Source organism: Corynebacterium sp. LaCa_205 (assembly GCF_057458085.1).
The window spans coordinates 1,255,862-1,272,615 of record NZ_CP190931.1 but is presented as its reverse complement, the minus strand read 5'-3'; the positions used below and the strand labels follow the sequence as shown (position 1 = coordinate 1,272,615).

General features: G+C 57.5%; 16 protein-coding genes. 12 read left to right on the top strand and 4 right to left on the bottom strand.

Features of this window, described 5'->3' with window-relative positions:
- The first annotated feature begins 1 nt into the window (after position 1).
- The 6 genes from sufC to ACP8J1_RS06175 all read left to right on the top strand — a co-directional run bounded on the left by sufC (position 2) and on the right by ACP8J1_RS06175 (position 5,984).
- Positions 2-760 (top strand): Fe-S cluster assembly ATPase SufC, encoded by a 759-nt coding sequence (gene sufC, locus ACP8J1_RS06200; protein ID WP_023021513.1) that lies wholly within the window; start codon positions 2-4, stop codon positions 758-760.
- A 45-nt stretch (positions 761-805) separates the two neighbouring features.
- Positions 806-2,053: a cysteine desulfurase gene (locus ACP8J1_RS06195; RefSeq protein WP_023021514.1), complete on the top strand. Its 1,248-nt coding sequence runs from the start codon at positions 806-808 to the stop codon at positions 2,051-2,053.
- Entirely contained in the window at positions 2,050-2,502 is a 453-nt protein-coding gene (gene sufU / locus ACP8J1_RS06190; RefSeq protein WP_023021515.1) for a Fe-S cluster assembly sulfur transfer protein SufU, read from the top strand. Before ACP8J1_RS06195 ends, sufU begins: the two co-directional genes overlap by 4 nt.
- Positions 2,503-2,910 carry a metal-sulfur cluster assembly factor gene (locus ACP8J1_RS06185; protein WP_023021516.1) on the top strand — a complete coding sequence of 136 codons (408 nt, stop codon included), beginning with the start codon at positions 2,503-2,505 and terminating at the stop codon, positions 2,908-2,910.
- Positions 2,911-3,023: 113 nt separating this feature from the next.
- Positions 3,024-4,655: an ABC-F family ATP-binding cassette domain-containing protein gene (locus ACP8J1_RS06180; protein WP_023021517.1), complete on the top strand. Its 1,632-nt coding sequence runs from the start codon at positions 3,024-3,026 to the stop codon at positions 4,653-4,655.
- A gap of 6 nt (positions 4,656-4,661) precedes the next feature.
- Positions 4,662-5,984, top strand: coding sequence for a DUF2254 domain-containing protein (locus ACP8J1_RS06175; RefSeq protein WP_486696407.1), 1,323 nt, complete (start codon positions 4,662-4,664; stop codon positions 5,982-5,984).
- 24 nt (positions 5,985-6,008) lie between these two features.
- Here the strand turns inward: ACP8J1_RS06175 and ACP8J1_RS06170 are convergent, their stop codons facing one another.
- Complete coding sequence (locus ACP8J1_RS06170; protein ID WP_023021519.1) at positions 6,009-7,373, bottom strand: PFL family protein; 1,365 nt, start codon at positions 7,371-7,373, stop codon at positions 6,009-6,011.
- The gene (locus ACP8J1_RS06165) at positions 7,374-7,643 is read right to left on the bottom strand and encodes an ACT domain-containing protein (protein WP_023021520.1); all 270 of its coding nucleotides are present in this window, start codon (positions 7,641-7,643) and stop codon (positions 7,374-7,376) included.
- Between the two features lie 103 nt (positions 7,644-7,746).
- On the opposite strand from ACP8J1_RS06165, the gene ACP8J1_RS06160 reads away from it, so the two are divergent.
- The 5 genes from ACP8J1_RS06160 to ACP8J1_RS06140 all read left to right on the top strand — a co-directional run bounded on the left by ACP8J1_RS06160 (position 7,747) and on the right by ACP8J1_RS06140 (position 12,119).
- A complete protein-coding gene (locus tag ACP8J1_RS06160; RefSeq protein WP_023021521.1) occupies positions 7,747-8,421 on the top strand; it encodes an NAD(P)H-binding protein in 675 nt (224 codons plus the stop codon).
- Positions 8,422-8,442: 21 nt separating this feature from the next.
- The gene (locus ACP8J1_RS06155) at positions 8,443-9,408 is read left to right on the top strand and encodes a nucleoside hydrolase (protein ID WP_023021522.1); all 966 of its coding nucleotides are present in this window, start codon (positions 8,443-8,445) and stop codon (positions 9,406-9,408) included.
- 181 nt (positions 9,409-9,589) lie between these two features.
- On the top strand, positions 9,590-10,300 hold the full coding sequence (locus ACP8J1_RS06150; protein WP_198010473.1) for an ECF transporter S component: 711 nt from the start codon (positions 9,590-9,592) through the stop codon (positions 10,298-10,300).
- Positions 10,300-10,992: an energy-coupling factor transporter transmembrane component T family protein gene (locus ACP8J1_RS06145; protein WP_023021524.1), complete on the top strand. Its 693-nt coding sequence runs from the start codon at positions 10,300-10,302 to the stop codon at positions 10,990-10,992. The genes ACP8J1_RS06150 and ACP8J1_RS06145 overlap by 1 nt, the downstream gene beginning before the upstream one ends.
- Positions 10,983-12,119 carry a hypothetical protein gene (locus ACP8J1_RS06140; RefSeq protein ID WP_023021525.1) on the top strand — a complete coding sequence of 379 codons (1,137 nt, stop codon included), beginning with the start codon at positions 10,983-10,985 and terminating at the stop codon, positions 12,117-12,119. Before ACP8J1_RS06145 ends, ACP8J1_RS06140 begins: the two co-directional genes overlap by 10 nt.
- Positions 12,120-12,193: 74 nt before the next feature.
- On the opposite strand, the gene ACP8J1_RS06135 is transcribed toward ACP8J1_RS06140, so the two are convergent.
- Positions 12,194-12,769, bottom strand: coding sequence for a TetR/AcrR family transcriptional regulator (locus ACP8J1_RS06135; protein WP_023021526.1), 576 nt, complete (start codon positions 12,767-12,769; stop codon positions 12,194-12,196).
- Positions 12,770-12,959: 190 nt separating this feature from the next.
- Positions 12,960-15,773: an aconitate hydratase gene (gene can, locus ACP8J1_RS06130; RefSeq protein ID WP_023021527.1), complete on the bottom strand. Its 2,814-nt coding sequence runs from the start codon at positions 15,771-15,773 to the stop codon at positions 12,960-12,962.
- A gap of 327 nt (positions 15,774-16,100) precedes the next feature.
- Between can and ACP8J1_RS06125 the strand changes: the two genes are divergently transcribed.
- Positions 16,101-16,574 (top strand): Rv1476 family membrane protein, encoded by a 474-nt coding sequence (locus tag ACP8J1_RS06125; protein WP_023021529.1) that lies wholly within the window; start codon positions 16,101-16,103, stop codon positions 16,572-16,574.
- Positions 16,575-16,754 lie beyond the last annotated feature (180 nt).

Here is a 16,754-nt window from a genome sequence, read left to right as displayed (position 1 = left end):
TATGTCTACTCTGGAAATTAAGAACCTCCACGCCCAGGTGCTGCCGACGGAAGAAGGCGGCGAGCCGAAGGAAATTCTCAAGGGCGTCAACCTGACCATCAACTCTGGCGAGATCCACGCCATCATGGGCCCGAACGGCTCCGGCAAGTCCACCTTGTCCTACACCATCGCCGGCCACCCAAAGTATGAGGTTACCGAGGGCGAGGTGCTGCTTGACGGCGAAAACCTACTGGACATGCCCGTCGATGAGCGCGCTCGTGCCGGCCTTTTCCTGGCCATGCAGTACCCCACTGAGGTCCCAGGCGTAAAGGTCTCCCAGTTCATGCGTTCCGCCGTCACCTCCATCCGTGGTGAGGCACCGAAGCTGCGTGAATGGAATAAGGAGCTTACCCAGGCCCGCGAGAACCTGAAGATCGATAAGTCCTTCATCTCCCGCTCCGTTAACGAGGGATTTTCCGGTGGCGAGAAGAAGCGCCATGAGGTTATGCAGCTGGATATCCTCAAGCCAAAGTTCGCGGTGATGGATGAGACGGACTCCGGCTTGGACGTTGACGCCTTGCGCATCGTTTCTGAGGGCATCAACAGCTACCAGAAGGAAACCAATGGTGGCATTTTGATGATTACCCACTATAAGCGCATCCTGAACTACGTGAAGCCGGACTTTGTCCACGTCTTCGCTGATGGCCACGTCATCAAGACCGGTGGCGCTGAATTGGCGGATCAACTCGAGTCTGACGGCTACGACCAGTTCCTCAAGTAAGGACCGACCACGGGCCGGTCAACCGCGACTATCCAAAGAAGATTCATGTCTGGATTTGATGTAAACGCAATTAGGGAGCAGTTCCCGATTCTCCAGCGCACGGTGCGTGGCGATAAGCCACTGGTGTACCTGGATTCAGGTGCTACCTCCCAGCGCCCGCTGCCGGTATGGAAGGCGGAAGAGGAGTTTGTGTTGCACACGAACGCCCCTGTTCACCGCGGTTCCTACCAGTTGGCGGAAGAAGCCGATGATGCCTATGAGTCCGCGCGACAGGCTATCGCCGCGTTCGTAGGCGCGGACCGCGATGAAATCGCCTTTAGCAAAAACGCCACCGAGGCCCTGAACGAGGTTGCTTATGTGCTTAGCGACGAACGCGCGGGGGACCTCTACGTAGGCGAGGGCGATACCGTTGTGATCACCGAACTGGAGCACCACGCTAACTTGGTGCCGTGGCAGGAGCTTTGCGCTCGTACCGGCGCTACGTTGAAGTGGTACTCCATGACCGAAGACGGCCGCATCGATCTCGATTCGCTCGAACTCGATGAATCCGTCAAGGTCGTTGCGTTTACCCATCAGTCCAATGTGACCGGTGCTGTGGCGGATGTGGATGAGCTGGTACGCCGCGCCCGCGCGGTTGACGCCATGGTTGTACTCGACGCTTGCCAATCCGTACCGCACATGGCGGTAGATTTCCACGCCTTGGATGTGGACTTCGCGGCGTTTTCCGGTCATAAGATGTGTGGCCCCAGCGGCGTTGGTGTGCTCTACGGCAAGGAGGAGCTGCTCAAGAAGCTGCCGCCTTTCTTGACCGGTGGCTCCATGATTGAGATTGTCAAGATGGAAGAGACAACCTTTGCCGAGCCGCCGACGCGCTTTGAGGCAGGCACGCAGATGACCAGCCAGGTAGTAGGCCTCGGCGCCGCGGTGAAGTTTTTGGAAGAAGTGGGCATGGATAATATCCACGCGCACGAAAAAAACCTTACCGAGTGCGCACTACGCCAGCTGAAAGAAATCCCGGGCCTGCGCATCATCGGCCCGGAAACCACTGAAAGCCGCGGCGGTGCCATTTCTTTCACCGTGGACGGCGTTCACCCGCATGACTTGGGCCAGGTCCTCGATGACCACGGCGTGTCCATTCGCGTTGGCCACCACTGCGCGTGGCCACTGCACCGTGCCTGCGGGGCACAATCCACTGCTCGCGCCAGCTTCTACCTCTATAACACCGAGGAAGAAGTAGATAAGCTGGTGGAAGCAATCAAGGCCGCCCGCGAATTCTTTGGAGTTGCCTCATGAACCTAGATTCCATGTACCAGGACGTCATCCTGGACCACTACAAGAACCCGCAGCACGCCGGACTGAGGGAGCCTTATCAGGCTGAGGTTCACCATGTGAACCCGTCCTGCGGAGATGAGCTGACCCTGCGCGTGCGCCTTTCCGATGACGGCAAGACCGTTGAGGACGTCTCCTATGACGCGGAAGGCTGTTCCATCTCGCAGGCTTCTACCTCGGTTATGGCTGAAGAAATCGTTGGGCTACCGCTCGCGCAAGCCAATGAGAAGCTGGCCGAGTTTGAAAAGATGATCACCTCTCGCGGCCAGGACGAGGGCGATGAAGACCTCATCGGTGATGGCGTAGCCTTCGCCGGAGTGTCCCAGTACCCAGCGCGCGTAAAGTGTGCGCTCCTCGGATGGAAGGCCTTCCAGGCTGCTTCCGCCGATGCACTAACAGAAGTGGAGAGCTAGATGACCGATCCCGTAGATCCTTATCAGAACGAGAATTCCTCTTTCTCCGGCAGCGGCGAGCGACCGGAGCAAACCGAAGAGCAGATTTCCAAGGCATTTGACGTCACCGAATTTATGCGAGACGTCATTGACCCTGAGCTCGGGATCAACGTTGTTGACTTGGGCCTTGTCTATGATCTGTGGTTCGAAGAGGACAATGGCAAGGAAATCGTCATGATCAATATGACGTTGACCTCGCCGGCCTGCCCACTGACCGATGTCATTGCTGAGCAGGTGGAAGACATCGTCAAGGCCAATAAATTGGCCGATGCCGTCCGTATCAACTGGGTATGGATGCCACCATGGGGTCCGCAGATGATTACGGAAGAGGGCCGCGAGCAACTTCAGGCCCTCGGCTTCGCGGTTTAAATCGCGTCCTACGCACACGCCTCCAGCAGCGCATTTCCCGGTCTAGGGAGACAGTTGTTGGGGGCGTTAGCGCGTCTTAGCGTCGGCAGCGTCAATTGCTAGACTGTTTCTTCGTGATTGTAACCAATGATTTCGAAGTCAGGGTAGGAGCGCGCACGCTTCTCGAAGCCCCAGGGCAGCACTTGCGTGTGCAACCCGGTGACCGCATCGGGCTTATCGGCCGCAACGGCGCGGGCAAGACGACGACTATGCGCATTTTGGCAGGGGAGACCGAGCCCTATGGCGGCTCAGTTACTCGTTCGGGCCCCATTGGTTATTTGCCCCAGGATTCCCGCGAAGGAAATATTGAACAGACCGCGCGAGAGCGCGTTCTCTCCGCCCGCGGTTTGGATGATCTCAAGCGCCGCATGGCCAAGCAACAAGAGCTTATGGAATCGGCCACTGACGATAAGTTCCGGGATAAGGCCATCCGGAAATACTCCCGCTTGGAGGAGCAATTCGAGTCGCTTGGCGGCTATGAAGCCGACTCCGAGTGCGCGCAAATATGCGATAATTTGGGTCTGCCGCAGCGCGTCCTAGACCAGCAACTCAAAACTCTCTCGGGTGGTCAGCGCCGCCGCGTGGAGCTAGCGCAAATTCTCTTTGCCGCTACCGAGGGGTCCGGAAAATCCCAGACCACCCTGCTCCTCGATGAGCCGACGAACCACTTGGACGCGGATTCTATTACGTGGCTCCGCCAATTCCTGTCCAAGCATGAGGGCGGGCTCATTATGATTTCTCACGACGTCGAGCTGCTTGAGGCCGTGTGTAATAAGGTGTGGTTCCTCGATGCGGTTCGCGGCGAGGCCGATGTGTACAACATGGGGTATAAGAAGTACCTCGATGCTCGTGCTACCGATGAAGCGCGCCGTCGCCGAGAGCGGGCCAATGCGGAAAAGAAGGCATCCGCCCTGCAAAAGCAGGCTGCTAAGTTGGGTGCTAAGGCAACGAAGGCCGCTGCGGCCAAGCAAATGCTCCACCGCGCTGAGCGCATGATGAGCCAGCTCGATGAGGTTCGGGTGGCCGATAAGGTGGCCAATATTAAGTTCCCCGAGCCGGCACCGTGCGGTAAGACACCCATGAATGCCAAGGGGCTGACCAAGATGTACGGCTCCCTAGAGGTCTTCGCCGGGGTGGATTTGGCCATCGATAAAGGGTCAAGAGTAGTGGTGCTGGGCTATAACGGCGCGGGTAAGACCACGCTGTTGAAATTGCTAGCCGGAGTGGAGCGCACCGACGGTGAAGGTGGCATCGTCAGCGGCCACGGCTTGCGGATCGGCTATTTTGCGCAGGAACACGACACCATCGATCCGGATAAGTCTGTATGGCAGAACACCATTGACGCCTGCCCAGACGCGGATCAGCAGGAACTGCGTAGTCTGCTTGGCGCCTTCATGTTCTCCGGCGAGAAATTGGAACAACCCGCGGGCACTCTATCCGGCGGTGAGAAAACGCGCCTGGCACTCGCCGCCCTAGTCTCCAGCCGCGCGAATGTGCTGTTGCTGGATGAGCCGACCAATAACCTGGATCCAATCTCGCGCGAGCAGGTGCTTGATGCGCTCAAGACCTACACCGGTGCTGTGGTGCTGGTAACACACGACCCGGGTGCGGTTAAGGCCTTGGACCCAGAACGCGTCATCATCATGCCCGATGGTGACGAAGATTTGTGGTCCGATGACTATATGGAAATTGTGGAGCTAGCGTAGGAGCATATGAAGACGCTGCTGGAGAGGATGCCCGCCTGGCGGGAGAAATTTTGGCTTATCCCGGCTGTGGCGGTGGCGATCGCCGCAGTGGGTGCGGAGCTGCTTATTGCGATTGGTAGCACTTTCGATGTGGCAGCCACGCCTTTCTATGATGGCAGCGCTGATAGCGCGCAGGGCATTTTGAGCGCCGTAGCTACCTCGTCGCTGTCCCTTGCTGGCACCCTTTTCTTCATCACGCTGACCGCACTTTCTGGTGTTGTCACAGTAATGGGGCCGCGCCTGCTGCATGAGTTTCTAAAAGATCGCTCTATACAATCGACCCTGGCGATCTATCTTGCAACCTTCATTTTTGCCCTTCTTTCTTTACGTGCGGTGCAAACGGGCGGTAATGGGAAAGAAGAATATGTTCCTTCCTTGAACGTAGCAGTAACGGTGCTGTTGGCCATCGCCTGCGTAATCTTCCTCATTTATTTCATCGTCCATATTGCCCAATCGATCAGTATGTCCCACGTAGTTCACGTGGTGGCCGAAGACGTAGAGGACCACATGCGCCGGCTCATCCGGCGGGGCGAAGAGGAAAAAGTGGCCAAGGCTCCTGGGCCAGAATTTTACGTGGATGCGGAAAAGCGGCGCAGCAGTGGAACTGGCTACCTCAAGTTCGTCGACTATGACGCCATTGCGCAGGCAGCGGCACGGGAGAATTGCGCGGTGCACCTCGGCGTGGCGCCGGGTGACTTGATACTGGAAGGCGAGGTTATCGCGCACGGTGTGTCGCGCCTGCCGGAAAATGTTGAGCGCCATATCGTGCTCACCCAGTACAGGGAGCATGCCTCAGCTCACGACCCTCGTTTTACCGCCCGGCACCTCGCGGAGATCGCCGCCCGCGCTTTGAGCACCGGCGTCAATGACCCCTATACGGTCATAGACATCATTGACCGCTTTACCCAGATTCTTACCGTGATTGGGGATAAGCGGTTGCCGCAGGGCATTGTGCACGTGGCTGGGCAATTCCGGCTCGATTATCAAACCTTTAGCTACGAGGAAATTGTTGAGGCGATGTTCGCGCAGATTCGGCGCGATGCGGCAGATAATGCAGAAATCTACCTCAGCCTGCTGGATAACTTGGCCAAGGTCGTGGCCCTGTTGCGTACTGCTGAGCGCCGGGGCGTGCTTGCCGACGCCGCCCGGGCCATCTACTCTGATGCCCGCCGCCAAGTTGGCGGCGAGGTGGAATTAAAACAGCTGGAATCTTCCTACCAGCATTTCCAGGACAACCTCGCCGAAAGGGCGGAGTCGGAAAAACCTGGCGAAGAGCACGCCGCGGACTAGGCCGCGGCGCGGTTGCCGCTCTCCTTAGTTGCGGAATCCATGCACTGGGGCGGGGATGAAGCCGCCGCGGTTAATGAACTGCGCATTACCCACTTTATTGACCGGGATTACCGGTGCGTAGCCCAGGAGGCCGCCGAAGCTCACCTCGTCGCCCACCTGGGCGCCAGGAACCGGGATCACGCGTACCGCCGTGGTCTTATGATTCATCACGCCGATGGCGGCCTCGTCAGCAATCATGCCCGAAATGGTCGCGGCCGAGGTATCGCCCGGCAGCGCAATCATGTCAAAACCCACCGAGCAAATGGCGGTCATGGCCTCCAGCTTGTCCATGGAGATAGAGCCGGACTTAACCGCATCGATCATGCCCTTATCCTCGGAGACTGGGATGAAGGATCCAGACAGACCGCCGACGCGGGAGCAGGCCATCATGCCGCCCTTCTTTACGGCGTCGTTAAGCAGAGCCAAAGCAGCGGTTGTACCGTGCGTGCCTACCTGGTCTAGGCCCATGTGCTCAAGGATGTGGGCCACCGAATCTCCCAATTCGGCAGTAGGGGCAAGCGAAAGGTCGATGATTCCGAAGGGCACGCCAAGGCGCTCGGAGGCCATGGTGCCCACCAGTTGCCCGGCGCGGGTGATCTTGAAAGCGGCCTTCTTCACTTCTTCCGCTACCTGGTCCAGGCTTGCCCCTTCAAGTGATCCCAAGGCGCGGTCGACAACACCTGGGCCAGAAACGCCGACGGAGACTACGCAATCGGGTTCTTCGATGCCGTGGAACGCGCCGGCCATAAATGGGTTGTCACCCACAGAGTTAGCAAAGACCACCAGCTTGGCGCAGGCAATGGCGGAATTGTCCTTGGTCAGCTCGGCAGCTTCCTTGATAACCTCGCCCATCTTCCTTGCCGCATCCATGTTGATACCGGCGCGGGAACTGGCGATATTGACGGAGGAACACACGACGTCAGTCGTAGCCAGCGCTTCTGGAATGGAACTTATGAGCTTTTGTTCCGCGGTGGTAGCGCCCTTTTCGACCAGAGCGGAATAGCCGCCCACGAAGTTGACTCCTACCTCTTTGGCTGCCTTGTCCAGTGCCTTTGCGGCGTCGACGGGGTTTCCTTCTACACCGGCTACCACCAAGGATATTGGGGTCACGGAGATACGCTTATTTACGATGGGGATACCCAGCTCGCCTTCGATGCCTTCGCATACCTCCACTAGGCGCCCGGCCTGCTGCGTGACGCGGTCATAGATGGCCTGGCAGGTAGCGTCCATGGTGGATCGGGTGCATCCAAGGAGGGAGATGCCCATGGTTACGGTGCGGATATCGAGACGATAGTTCTCAATCATCTCGATGGTGTCCAAGATATTAGTGGTATTAAAACGCGTGCTCATTTAAATCTCATTCATGGCGGTGAAGAGGTCTTCGGACTGAATGCGGATGGACTGGTGCTTTTCTTCCGCCACGGGGCGCATATGCTCCTTGATGGTCTGGATGGAGACCTTATCCGCATCAAATTCGACGCGGAGGATCATGGTGAAGTAACCGCCCATGAGTGTTTGGGACACGTCAATGACGTTGATATCGAGTTGGGCAAGGGTAGTGGTCACCGCGGCGATAATGCCGGTGCTATCGGCTCCGGTGACGGTCATAATGGCATACATGCAAGCAATTCTATCTGCTCGCTGCAGCCACCGCCGCCATTTTGCCACCGGTACTGGCCGGGGTCGCTGCGGGCAAGAGGCGTCGTTGTTACGGTGGGGAGGTATGACTGATAAAAAGAAGATTCTGTACATCGGTGGACATGGCAAGGTCGGCCTGTTGGCCGCCCCAAAGCTGGTGGAGGCCGGACACGAGGTCCACTCCCTTATCCGCAACCCTGAGCAGAAGTCTGAGATTGAAAAGCTCGGCGCGACCCCAGTATTGGCCGATATTACTGAGCAGACCGTTGCGCAGTGGGCGGAGCTTTTCGCCGCTTATGACGCCGTAGTGTGGGGCGCTGGCAACGGCGGCCGCGGTGGGGCAGACCTTACGTGGGCCGTTGACCGCGATGGTGCCCTCGCCACCCTCGATGCTATGGAGACGCTGCAGCAGGAGGGAAAGAACCTGCCTGCCTACCTCATGATTTCCTATGTCGGTTCCCAGGAAGCCACCACGGATCCCGCCGACGAGAAGTGGTATGCCTACGTTGAGTCCAAGAAGGAAGTGGACAATCGCCTTGCTCAGGCAGAGTTTCCGCACCTTATCCTCAAGCCAGCAATGCTGACCGAGGAACCAGCACAGGGGCTGGAGCAGATCGAGGATAAGGCGCTACAGGAGTCCATGACTTCTTCGCGCGAGCTGGTCGCCGATGTCATCGTCGAGGCCCTCGGCCGCGAAACCCTGCCGGAATCCCCGCTCGCCTTTGTAGATGGCGATAATCCAGTGAGCTCCATCAAGTAAGGCGTTAGACTGGCTGGCACTATGATTGCCACGCCTCCAGCTATTTTAATTGATTGTGACCCCGGCATAGATGATTGCCTCGCCCTGATGTATTTGGCGGGCCTTCATCATGCCGGGGATATTGAGCTGGTGGGAGTTACCACCACAGCCGGCAACGTCGAGGCCTATCAGACTGCGGCCAATGCCCGCTGGATTCTGGATTTGTGCTCGCTTGCCGATGTCCCCGTAGCCCCCGGCTTGCCGCACCCCTTAAAGGTGGGTCTCACGACAACCCCTGAGACCCATGGTCCGACGGGATTGGGCTATGCCACTGCACCTACTACCACGCTGCACCACAGCGATTGGCAGCGTCTATGGAAAGAAGCACTAGCCGCTCATCACGATCTGCAGTTGATTGTTACCGGGCCGGTCACCAATCTTGCAGCATTTGAAAAAGCCCATAGTGAAGCCGTCGCGCAGTTTGGCGCCATTACCATCATGGGTGGCGCGGTTAACTACCGGGGAAATACCACCCCGACCGCGGAATGGAACTTTTGGGTTGATCCGCACGCCGCCGCCCAGCACTTTCATTCATCTGCCCCGCGCGTTCCCACCACACTATGTTCGCTTGAGCTAACAGAGCAGTTTCTCATTACCCCACAGCGCCTAGAAGCGGTCATGGAATTGTTGCACGGACACCCTATGGCGCACATCCTGCCGGATGTGTTGCGCTACTATTTTGAATTCCACCAGGCGCAGGGGGAAGGCTATCAGGCCCAAATCCACGACCTTTTGACGTGCATGATCGCCTTGGGGCAGATCGACTTTGAGGTTGTAGAGACTACTGTTGATGTCGAAGCGGAATCGCCGCTATTGCGGGGGACGAGCGTTGCGGACTTGCGAAATCACTGGGGCCGGGCCCGCAACGCACGACTGGTTACGAGCGCAGATATGGAAGCCGCGCATCAAGAATGTCTGCGGGGGTTTACACTATTGGCTTCACGCTAGTGGCTTTTAAAGAGCAGAACCTCTACTATTATCCGCGGCGCACGTGCTGTGCGGGATCGCTTTCCGAGGTGACATAGGAAAGCAGCACTATCCGCGGTCGGCGTTTTCTATGCCTTTTTTCTGTATATGGATTTGGACTTTTATTGTGTCACAGCTTTCTCTCACCCCCGCCCGCAAGGCCATGGTCATCGCGGGTGCATTAGTCGTAGCCGCGACTTGGATCTACCTGGTGCTTTTGCGCCCCACGGACTGGCATTCTGTTGCTGGTTCGACTGAAGCGCTCGTTACCCTGAGCGGCTATCTTATCGGCGCCGCGCTCCTGCTTGCCGGCACCGTGCCGGCTTTACCAGCGCGAACCATCGCCATCATCCCGGTGGCGCTCGTCCTTAATATTGTCGTTGGTGAAATCATTGGTTCAATCGGCATACCTCTCTATATCGATTCCGTGGGAACTATCCTGGTAGCCGCGCTTGCCGGTCCCATTGCTGGCTTGGCTACCGGCACGCTGTCTTCTGTCGTCTGGGGCTTGCTCAACCCCGCTGCTTTGCCTTTCGCTGCAGTGTCCGCCGCCACGGGATTCCTATCCGGATTCGTCATCAAGAAGGGCGCATTTACCAAGGTATGGTGGGTCATTCTCAGTGGCGCCGTCATTGGCATTGTCTCCGGCATGCTCGCCGCCCCTGTCGCTGCCTTTGTTTATGGCGGTACTGCGGGTCTTGGTACGGGCGCGGTTGTCTCGCTCTTTCGCGAGCTGGGCAATTCCCTTATCGCCTCGGTTACCCTGCAGTCCTTCATCTCAGATCCCCTGGATAAAACGCTGGTTTTCCTCATCGTCTGGGCAGCGGTAAAAGCTTTGCCGCAACGCACCCGTGAATCGCTGCAACCACGCTGATGAGCCGCCTCCATCCTGCCACCGTCGTCACCATTGCGGCCTGCGGCTGGCTTCTTACCTTGGCGCTAAACACCCCAGTGGCGTCGGCAAGCGTCATGCTCGTTGCCCTTGCCTGCGGTACTGTATCTACCCGCAACGCCTCCGTGATTTTGACTACGATTGCACTGAGCGTGCCCGCGGCCCTTTCCATGCTGGTCATTCATGCTCCCTACGGTGACACCCCAGTTGCGCCTCTGCTTACTGCCGACGGCCTAATACTCGCCGGTAGCCTCAGCCTCCGCTTCTGTGCGCTCATGGCCTGCTTCATCGCGGCAATGGCGGCGCTGCGCATCGCGGATATCGCCAAATGGCTGCAAGTCTCCCGCGTCGGACACAAGGTGGCGTATGTGGTTGGTTCCTCCCTACAGACCTTGCCCCAAGGTGCGCATGCCTGGCGATGCGTCCGTGAAGCCAACCAATTAGCCGGAATCACCATAACCTGGCGCAATACCATCTCTCGCGTCATTATTCCTGTCATCGCTCGCCTCCTCATCCAAGGAACTCAACGCGGCCAAGCCCTGGCCGCCATCGGGTTCGACCAGGAAGGGAAACGCAGCTTATTGCGGCCCGTTGCCGATTCCAGGTTGTCCCGAGTCTTACGCTTCCTTATCCCGCTAGTGTGCCTTGCGGTGGTGATTGCTAGATGGATCTAGCCCACCTTCGCCCCACCCCTGGGACCATCGTTCAGGTTCTCGTCGATCCTGATAAAGCAGTGGAAGATGTTGCGGCGCAGCTAGCGGAATCTCTGTCCACCGCAGCAATCATCGGCACGGATGCTTCCGCACAAATTAGTTTCCTGCGCGAGTCCTGCATTGAAGAAGTAGTACTAGGCCTGGAAAACGCGGGTGTGCCTGCGGAGGAGATGCAAGTCCGCGGGGACCATATGCTTAGCGCAGTGGGCCTTTCGGCCTACTGTGAACATGACCCCGCGCAGCTGTCTGGCGGCCAAACTCGCAGATTAGCCGCAGCCTGTGTGGCCATCCGCGAGCCTGCGATCATGATCATTTGTGAACCCGCAGCTGGCCTCGATTCAGAGTCGCGCGCACAAGTGATTAACCTTCTGCAGGCAATGCCGCATACCTGCGTTATTGCCGTCTCGAGTACTACCTGGCCAGAGCTAGGCGGAGAAATCATAGGAACAGAACCACTCGTAGCACCCCTCAACCTGCCGCGGGTATATGCGCGCGGGCGGCAGGGGAGCATAGGCCCGCTAATTGCCCAGCGAGGACCAAAGAAGAAAAGGTGGTGGCAATTTTCCCAGCCCACCGGAACAACTTTTAGCGTCGGCCCCGTAGAAATCCCCACCGTGGAAGCCGGGGTGACATGGTTGCGCGGCAATAATGGTAGCGGTAAAACGTCGCTCTTGCGCGCCGCCGCCGGGCTTGATGGCGGGGGAGTTGTACGAAATCTTCCCGCCCTTGCTATGCAGTCGCCGTTTGACCAGGCGGCATTTTCCACAGTGGAGGAATTTGTACCCAATGAAGCTTTGCGCAACCTGCTGGGATTAAATCCTGCTGATCATCCCTTAGATTTGTCATCATCACGCCTGCGGCTTGCGCAAGTGGCCCACGTTATTGGGCAGCACCGCCAGAAGGTGCTGCTCGACGAGCCAGATACCTTGCTTTCCGCCGCGGACCGATGGCTTATGCACCAACTAATCCACTACGGATTACAGTCCGGCAGTGCCTTAGTGGTTACTTGCCATGATCCGCAGTTTGTGGCGGAAATATCGACCTACGCCCAAGTCACGGAAAAGAAATTACCGTCACCGCACCGCTGAGCACATGCGAAAAGCTCCCGGCTATTGCGCGTTTCAAGTAACAAGCAGCCGGGAGCAGGACTGTTCAGACGGGATTAAGACAGATCCGCCTGACCGCCACGGATAGATTGCTCTACTAAGTCAAGGACTTTTTCCAGCTCTGCGGTTTCGCCCAAGGCGAGCCGGTTGATGAACCCATCCATAAACACCTCTAGATAGATAGCCAAGGTGTCGATATTAACATCATCGCGCAGGCGGCCCTTGTCCGCATTGGACGCCAAGCGTGCGCGCACGGCCTCGCCACGAACCGACTGGTTTTCCTTCCACCTAGCGGCGAAGGAAGGATCAGTGCGGAGGAGGGATGTGATTTCCAAGCGAGTGGCTAGCCAATCGTGACGCTCAGGATGCTGGAGCATCTCACGCATAACCTCAACCAAGCCATTGTGGGCTACGACCTCGGCCTGACGGGCGGCATCTTCTTGCGCCAATGCAAGAAAGAGAGACTCTTTGTCACCGAAGTGGTGAAAGATTGCGCCGCGGGACTTGCCCGTTGCCTGTTCTAGTAGACGAACTGTAGCTCCCTCGTACCCGTGCTCTGCAAAACACCGGCGAGCGCCTACGAGAATGTCGTGCCGACGGCGGCTGAGTTCAGATTCGCTGACGATTGGCATAGTAGGCAACTCTCCTTAATGGGGAACGTCTAAAGAATAATAAATCAGTAATTTTGAATAAGAATAAAATCTATGCGACGAAACGCGGGGCCGCAGCGCCCTCTACTGGGGAGGGCGGTGCAACCCCGCGTTATCGACCGAACCTAGGCCCTTAGCCCCTTCAGGGGCTTAAGGATTGTGCGAAAAGCGCCTAGCTCTTGACCATCTGGCGCAGGACGTACTGCAGGATGCCGCCGTGGCGGAAGTAGTCAGCCTCACCCGGGGTGTCAATGCGGACGTCAGCGTCAAACTCGACGGTGTCGCCGGACTCCTTAGTGGCGGTGACGTGGACGGTCTTCGGGATGGAGCCTTCATTGAAGGCGGTGATGCCCTCAATATCGAAGGTTTCAGTGCCATCCAGCCCCAAGGACTCGTGGGACTCGCCCTGTGGGAACTGCAGTGGGATAACGCCCATGCCGATCAGGTTGGAACGGTGGATGCGCTCGAAGGACTCAGTGATTACAGCCTTTACGCCAAGCAGGTTGGTGCCCTTTGCAGCCCAGTCACGGGAGGAACCAGTGCCGTACTCCTTACCAGCGATGACTACCAGTGGAATGCCGGCTTCCTTGTAGTTCTGGCAAGCATCGAAGATGAAGGCCTGTGGGCCGCCTTCCTGGGTAAAGTCACGGGTGTAGCCACCAGTGACATCGACCAGCTGGTTAGCCAGGCGAATATTCGCAAAGGTACCGCGCATCATGACCTCGTGGTTACCACGGCGAGAGCCCAGGGAGTTGTAGTCCTTGCGTGCAACGCCGTTTTCATCAAGGTACTGCGCAGCCGGGGTGCCCGGCTTAATAGCGGAAGCAGGGGAGATGTGGTCGGTGGTGACGGAGTCACCCAGCTTCGCAAGAACGCGAGCGCCCTTGATGTCCTCAACCGGGTTTGGCTCGGTAGGCATGCCATCGAAGTAAGGAGCCTTGCGGATGTAGGTGGAATCCTCATCCCACTTGAAGGTCTCACCTTCCGGCACGTCCAAGTTGCGCCAAGCCTCGTCGCCCTTAAAGACGTCGGCGTAGTCAGCCTCGTACATCTCGCGGGAGATAGCGGACTGAATGGTGTCCTCAATCTCCTGCGGGGATGGCCAGATGTCCTTCAGGTAGACATCGTTGCCTTCCATATCCTGACCCAGTGGCTGTGCATCAAAGTCAAAGTCCATGGTGCCGGCAATGGCGTAGGCGATGACCATGATTGGGGAGGCCAAGTAGTTCATCTTGACGTCTGGGGAGATACGACCCTCGAAGTTGCGGTTACCGGAAAGAACCGCGGTGGCAGCTAGGTCATTCTCATTGATGGCTGCAGATACCTCATCCGGCAATGGGCCGGAGTTACCGATACAGGTGGTGCAACCGAAGCCGGAGAGGTAGAAGCCCATTGCCTCGAGGTCCTTCCAGAGGTCTGCACGCTGGAAGTAACCATCAACAACCTGGGAACCAGGGGCACAGATGGTCTTAACCCACGGCTTGGACTGGAGGCCCTTTTCTGCTGCCTTGCGGGCAATAAGACCTGCGCCCACCATCACGGATGGGTTGGAGGTGTTCGTGCAGGAGGTGATGGAGGCGATAGCGACCATGCCGTGGTCCAAGGTGAACTCGCCACCATTCTGGGACTCAACGGTAATCGGGTTGGAGTGACGGCCCTTTGCACCAATAGCGGAGGACTCGCCGTGGCCCTCGCGGGCCTTATTCAAACCGCCGGTGACGTCCTCCAATTCCGGAGCGCCGCCTTCTGCGGACATGCGCTTTGCCTCAACAGAGGTTTCATCGACGCAAACCTCGTCGGTGGTGTAGTTAGCCAAATCCTTGCGGAACTGCTCCTTGGCCTCGGTCAGCAGGATACGGTCCTGCGGGCGCTTTGGACCAGCAATGGAAGGAACAACGGTGGACAGGTCCAGCTCGAGGTACTCGGAGTACTTTGCCTCCGGGGCATCCTCTTCCAGCCACATTCCCTGCGCCTTGGCGTATGCTTCAACGCGGTCGATCTGCTCCTGTGGGCGGCCGGTGAGCTCGAGGTACTTGGTGGTCTCCTCATCAATTGGGAAGATCGCCGCGGTGGAACCGAACTCAGGGGACATGTTGCCGATGGTGGCGCGGTTAGCCAGCGGAACGGACTTGACGCCGTTGCCGTAGAACTCTACGAACTTCTGGACAACGCCGTGCTCGCGCAGCATCTCAGTGATGGTAAGTACAACGTCGGTTGCGGTAACACCGGTTGGAATCTCGCCGGTCAGCTTGAAGCCAACGACCTTCGGGATGAGCATGGATACCGGCTGGCCGAGCATCGCAGCCTCTGCCTCGATGCCGCCGACGCCCCAGCCAAGAATACCTAGGCCGTTTTCCATGGTGGTGTGGGAGTCGGTACCGATACAGGTATCAGGGTAAGCAAGGCCCTCGTTGTCGAATACAACGCGGGACAGGTACTCGATATTTACCTGGTGGACGATGCCGGTTCCTGGAGGTACAACGCGGAAGTTGGAGAAGTTCTCAGCACCCCAGCGAAGGAACTGGTAGCGCTCTTCGTTGCGCTGGTACTCAATTTCGACGTTCTTTTCCAGTGCATCGGTGGAGCCAAAGGCCTCAACGATGACGGAGTGGTCAATAACCATCTCGGCTGGGTTGAGCGGGTTGACCTGATCCGGGGTACCACCCAAGGCAGAGACCGCCTCACGCATGGTGGCAAGGTCAACAACGCAAGGAACGCCGGTGAAGTCCTGCATGAGCACGCGTGCTGGGGTGAACTGGATTTCGGTGTCTGGCTCCGCTTCCGGGTCCCAGTTTGCCAGGGCGTTGATGTGGTCCTTGGTTACGTTCTTGCCGTCCTCATTGCGCAGCAGGTTCTCTGCTAGCACCTTGAGGGAGTAAGGCAACTTCTCCAAGCCGGAGACGGTGTTGATGTCAAAGTAGTCATAAGACTTGCCGTTGACGTCAAGGGTCTTCTTGGCCTCGAAGGAGTTCAAGCTTTCAGTCACAGGGAGCTCCATTCCTTGTTGATAAACAGTGTGTTCTGTTTGGTACTCGTCGTCTGTCGTTACCGCGGGGCGGTGCTCTGCGTCTTCGGTCACTAATGTGACAGGACGCGACCATGGGGCCCGCAGTGCTGAAGGCGACAAAGAACGCGATGGTTCACCTAGATATTGTAGAGGCTAAAACCTTCGGTCGCTGCCATTGTAACAGTACAAGCGTTCTGTTTCACCTTTTCGGGAAAACCGGCGAGTTGAGGAGTTGGGTCGCTTCTAGCTGCCCGTATCTTGGGGGAGAAGTAGTTTAGGGGCCCTATATATAAGGAAGGGATTCGCATGGTTCCCGCAGGGGTAGATATATCTGACTTGGCGAATCAGCTCAAAGAGGATGGGGTGGCCTATACGGCCGCGGCGCTTAGTCACAATGCCACACTCAATGCGGATGTGAGCAAGGGGTTGCGGGACGGCGACGGCGTGGCCGTAGTTGATGTAATCGATGTTCGGACCCCCGACGTCCGCGACATTGCCCAAGAGCTTCAAGATGCCACGGGGTTGAACACGGTCATTGTCCAGACCCCACAACATGTCTCTTCGGTTAGTGATACTTATAGTCGAGCCGATATTGAGTCAGTACAGGCGCAACTGCCGCCCGGGCTTGACCAGGTGGACCTTCTGACTAAGTACTACGGAGGACTAGACCAAATCAGCTTCCCGGTGGCAACAGTCGTGGGAGCGGTTGCTGTGATTGCTGTGCTTGTCTTGGTTAGCTCTTTTATGGTGGCAAGCCGACGCAAGTCTGAAGGGCTGTAAGCGGACCCCAGGGGTATGAAAGGCAGGGCGCCTCGACATTGAGCGCTGGATCCGAGATTCCAAGTAACGCCTCTTGAACAAGGTGGAGACTGTAGGAAAATAGGTTTGTTCGAAAAAGTTTTAGATAAGTAGCTGAAACTTTTGCGAACCGTTTTAGGAGGAAAGTAATTTACGTAAAGA

Coding starts and splice junctions, on each gene's coding strand:
- sufC (WP_023021513.1), top strand. CDS start 2: ATGTCTACTCTGGAAATTAAGAACCTCCACGCCCAGGTGCTGCCGACG.
- ACP8J1_RS06195 (WP_023021514.1), top strand. CDS start 806: ATGTCTGGATTTGATGTAAACGCAATTAGGGAGCAGTTCCCGATTCTC.
- sufU (WP_023021515.1), top strand. CDS start 2,050: ATGAACCTAGATTCCATGTACCAGGACGTCATCCTGGACCACTACAAG.
- ACP8J1_RS06185 (WP_023021516.1), top strand. CDS start 2,503: ATGACCGATCCCGTAGATCCTTATCAGAACGAGAATTCCTCTTTCTCC.
- ACP8J1_RS06175 (WP_486696407.1), top strand. CDS start 4,662: ATGAAGACGCTGCTGGAGAGGATGCCCGCCTGGCGGGAGAAATTTTGG.
- ACP8J1_RS06170 (WP_023021519.1), bottom strand. CDS start 7,373: ATGAGCACGCGTTTTAATACCACTAATATCTTGGACACCATCGAGATG.
- ACP8J1_RS06165 (WP_023021520.1), bottom strand. CDS start 7,643: ATGTATGCCATTATGACCGTCACCGGAGCCGATAGCACCGGCATTATC.
- ACP8J1_RS06160 (WP_023021521.1), top strand. CDS start 7,747: ATGACTGATAAAAAGAAGATTCTGTACATCGGTGGACATGGCAAGGTC.
- ACP8J1_RS06155 (WP_023021522.1), top strand. CDS start 8,443: ATGATTGCCACGCCTCCAGCTATTTTAATTGATTGTGACCCCGGCATA.
- ACP8J1_RS06150 (WP_198010473.1), top strand. CDS start 9,590: ATGGTCATCGCGGGTGCATTAGTCGTAGCCGCGACTTGGATCTACCTG.
- ACP8J1_RS06145 (WP_023021524.1), top strand. CDS start 10,300: ATGAGCCGCCTCCATCCTGCCACCGTCGTCACCATTGCGGCCTGCGGC.
- ACP8J1_RS06140 (WP_023021525.1), top strand. CDS start 10,983: ATGGATCTAGCCCACCTTCGCCCCACCCCTGGGACCATCGTTCAGGTT.
- ACP8J1_RS06135 (WP_023021526.1), bottom strand. CDS start 12,769: ATGCCAATCGTCAGCGAATCTGAACTCAGCCGCCGTCGGCACGACATT.
- ACP8J1_RS06125 (WP_023021529.1), top strand. CDS start 16,101: ATGGTTCCCGCAGGGGTAGATATATCTGACTTGGCGAATCAGCTCAAA.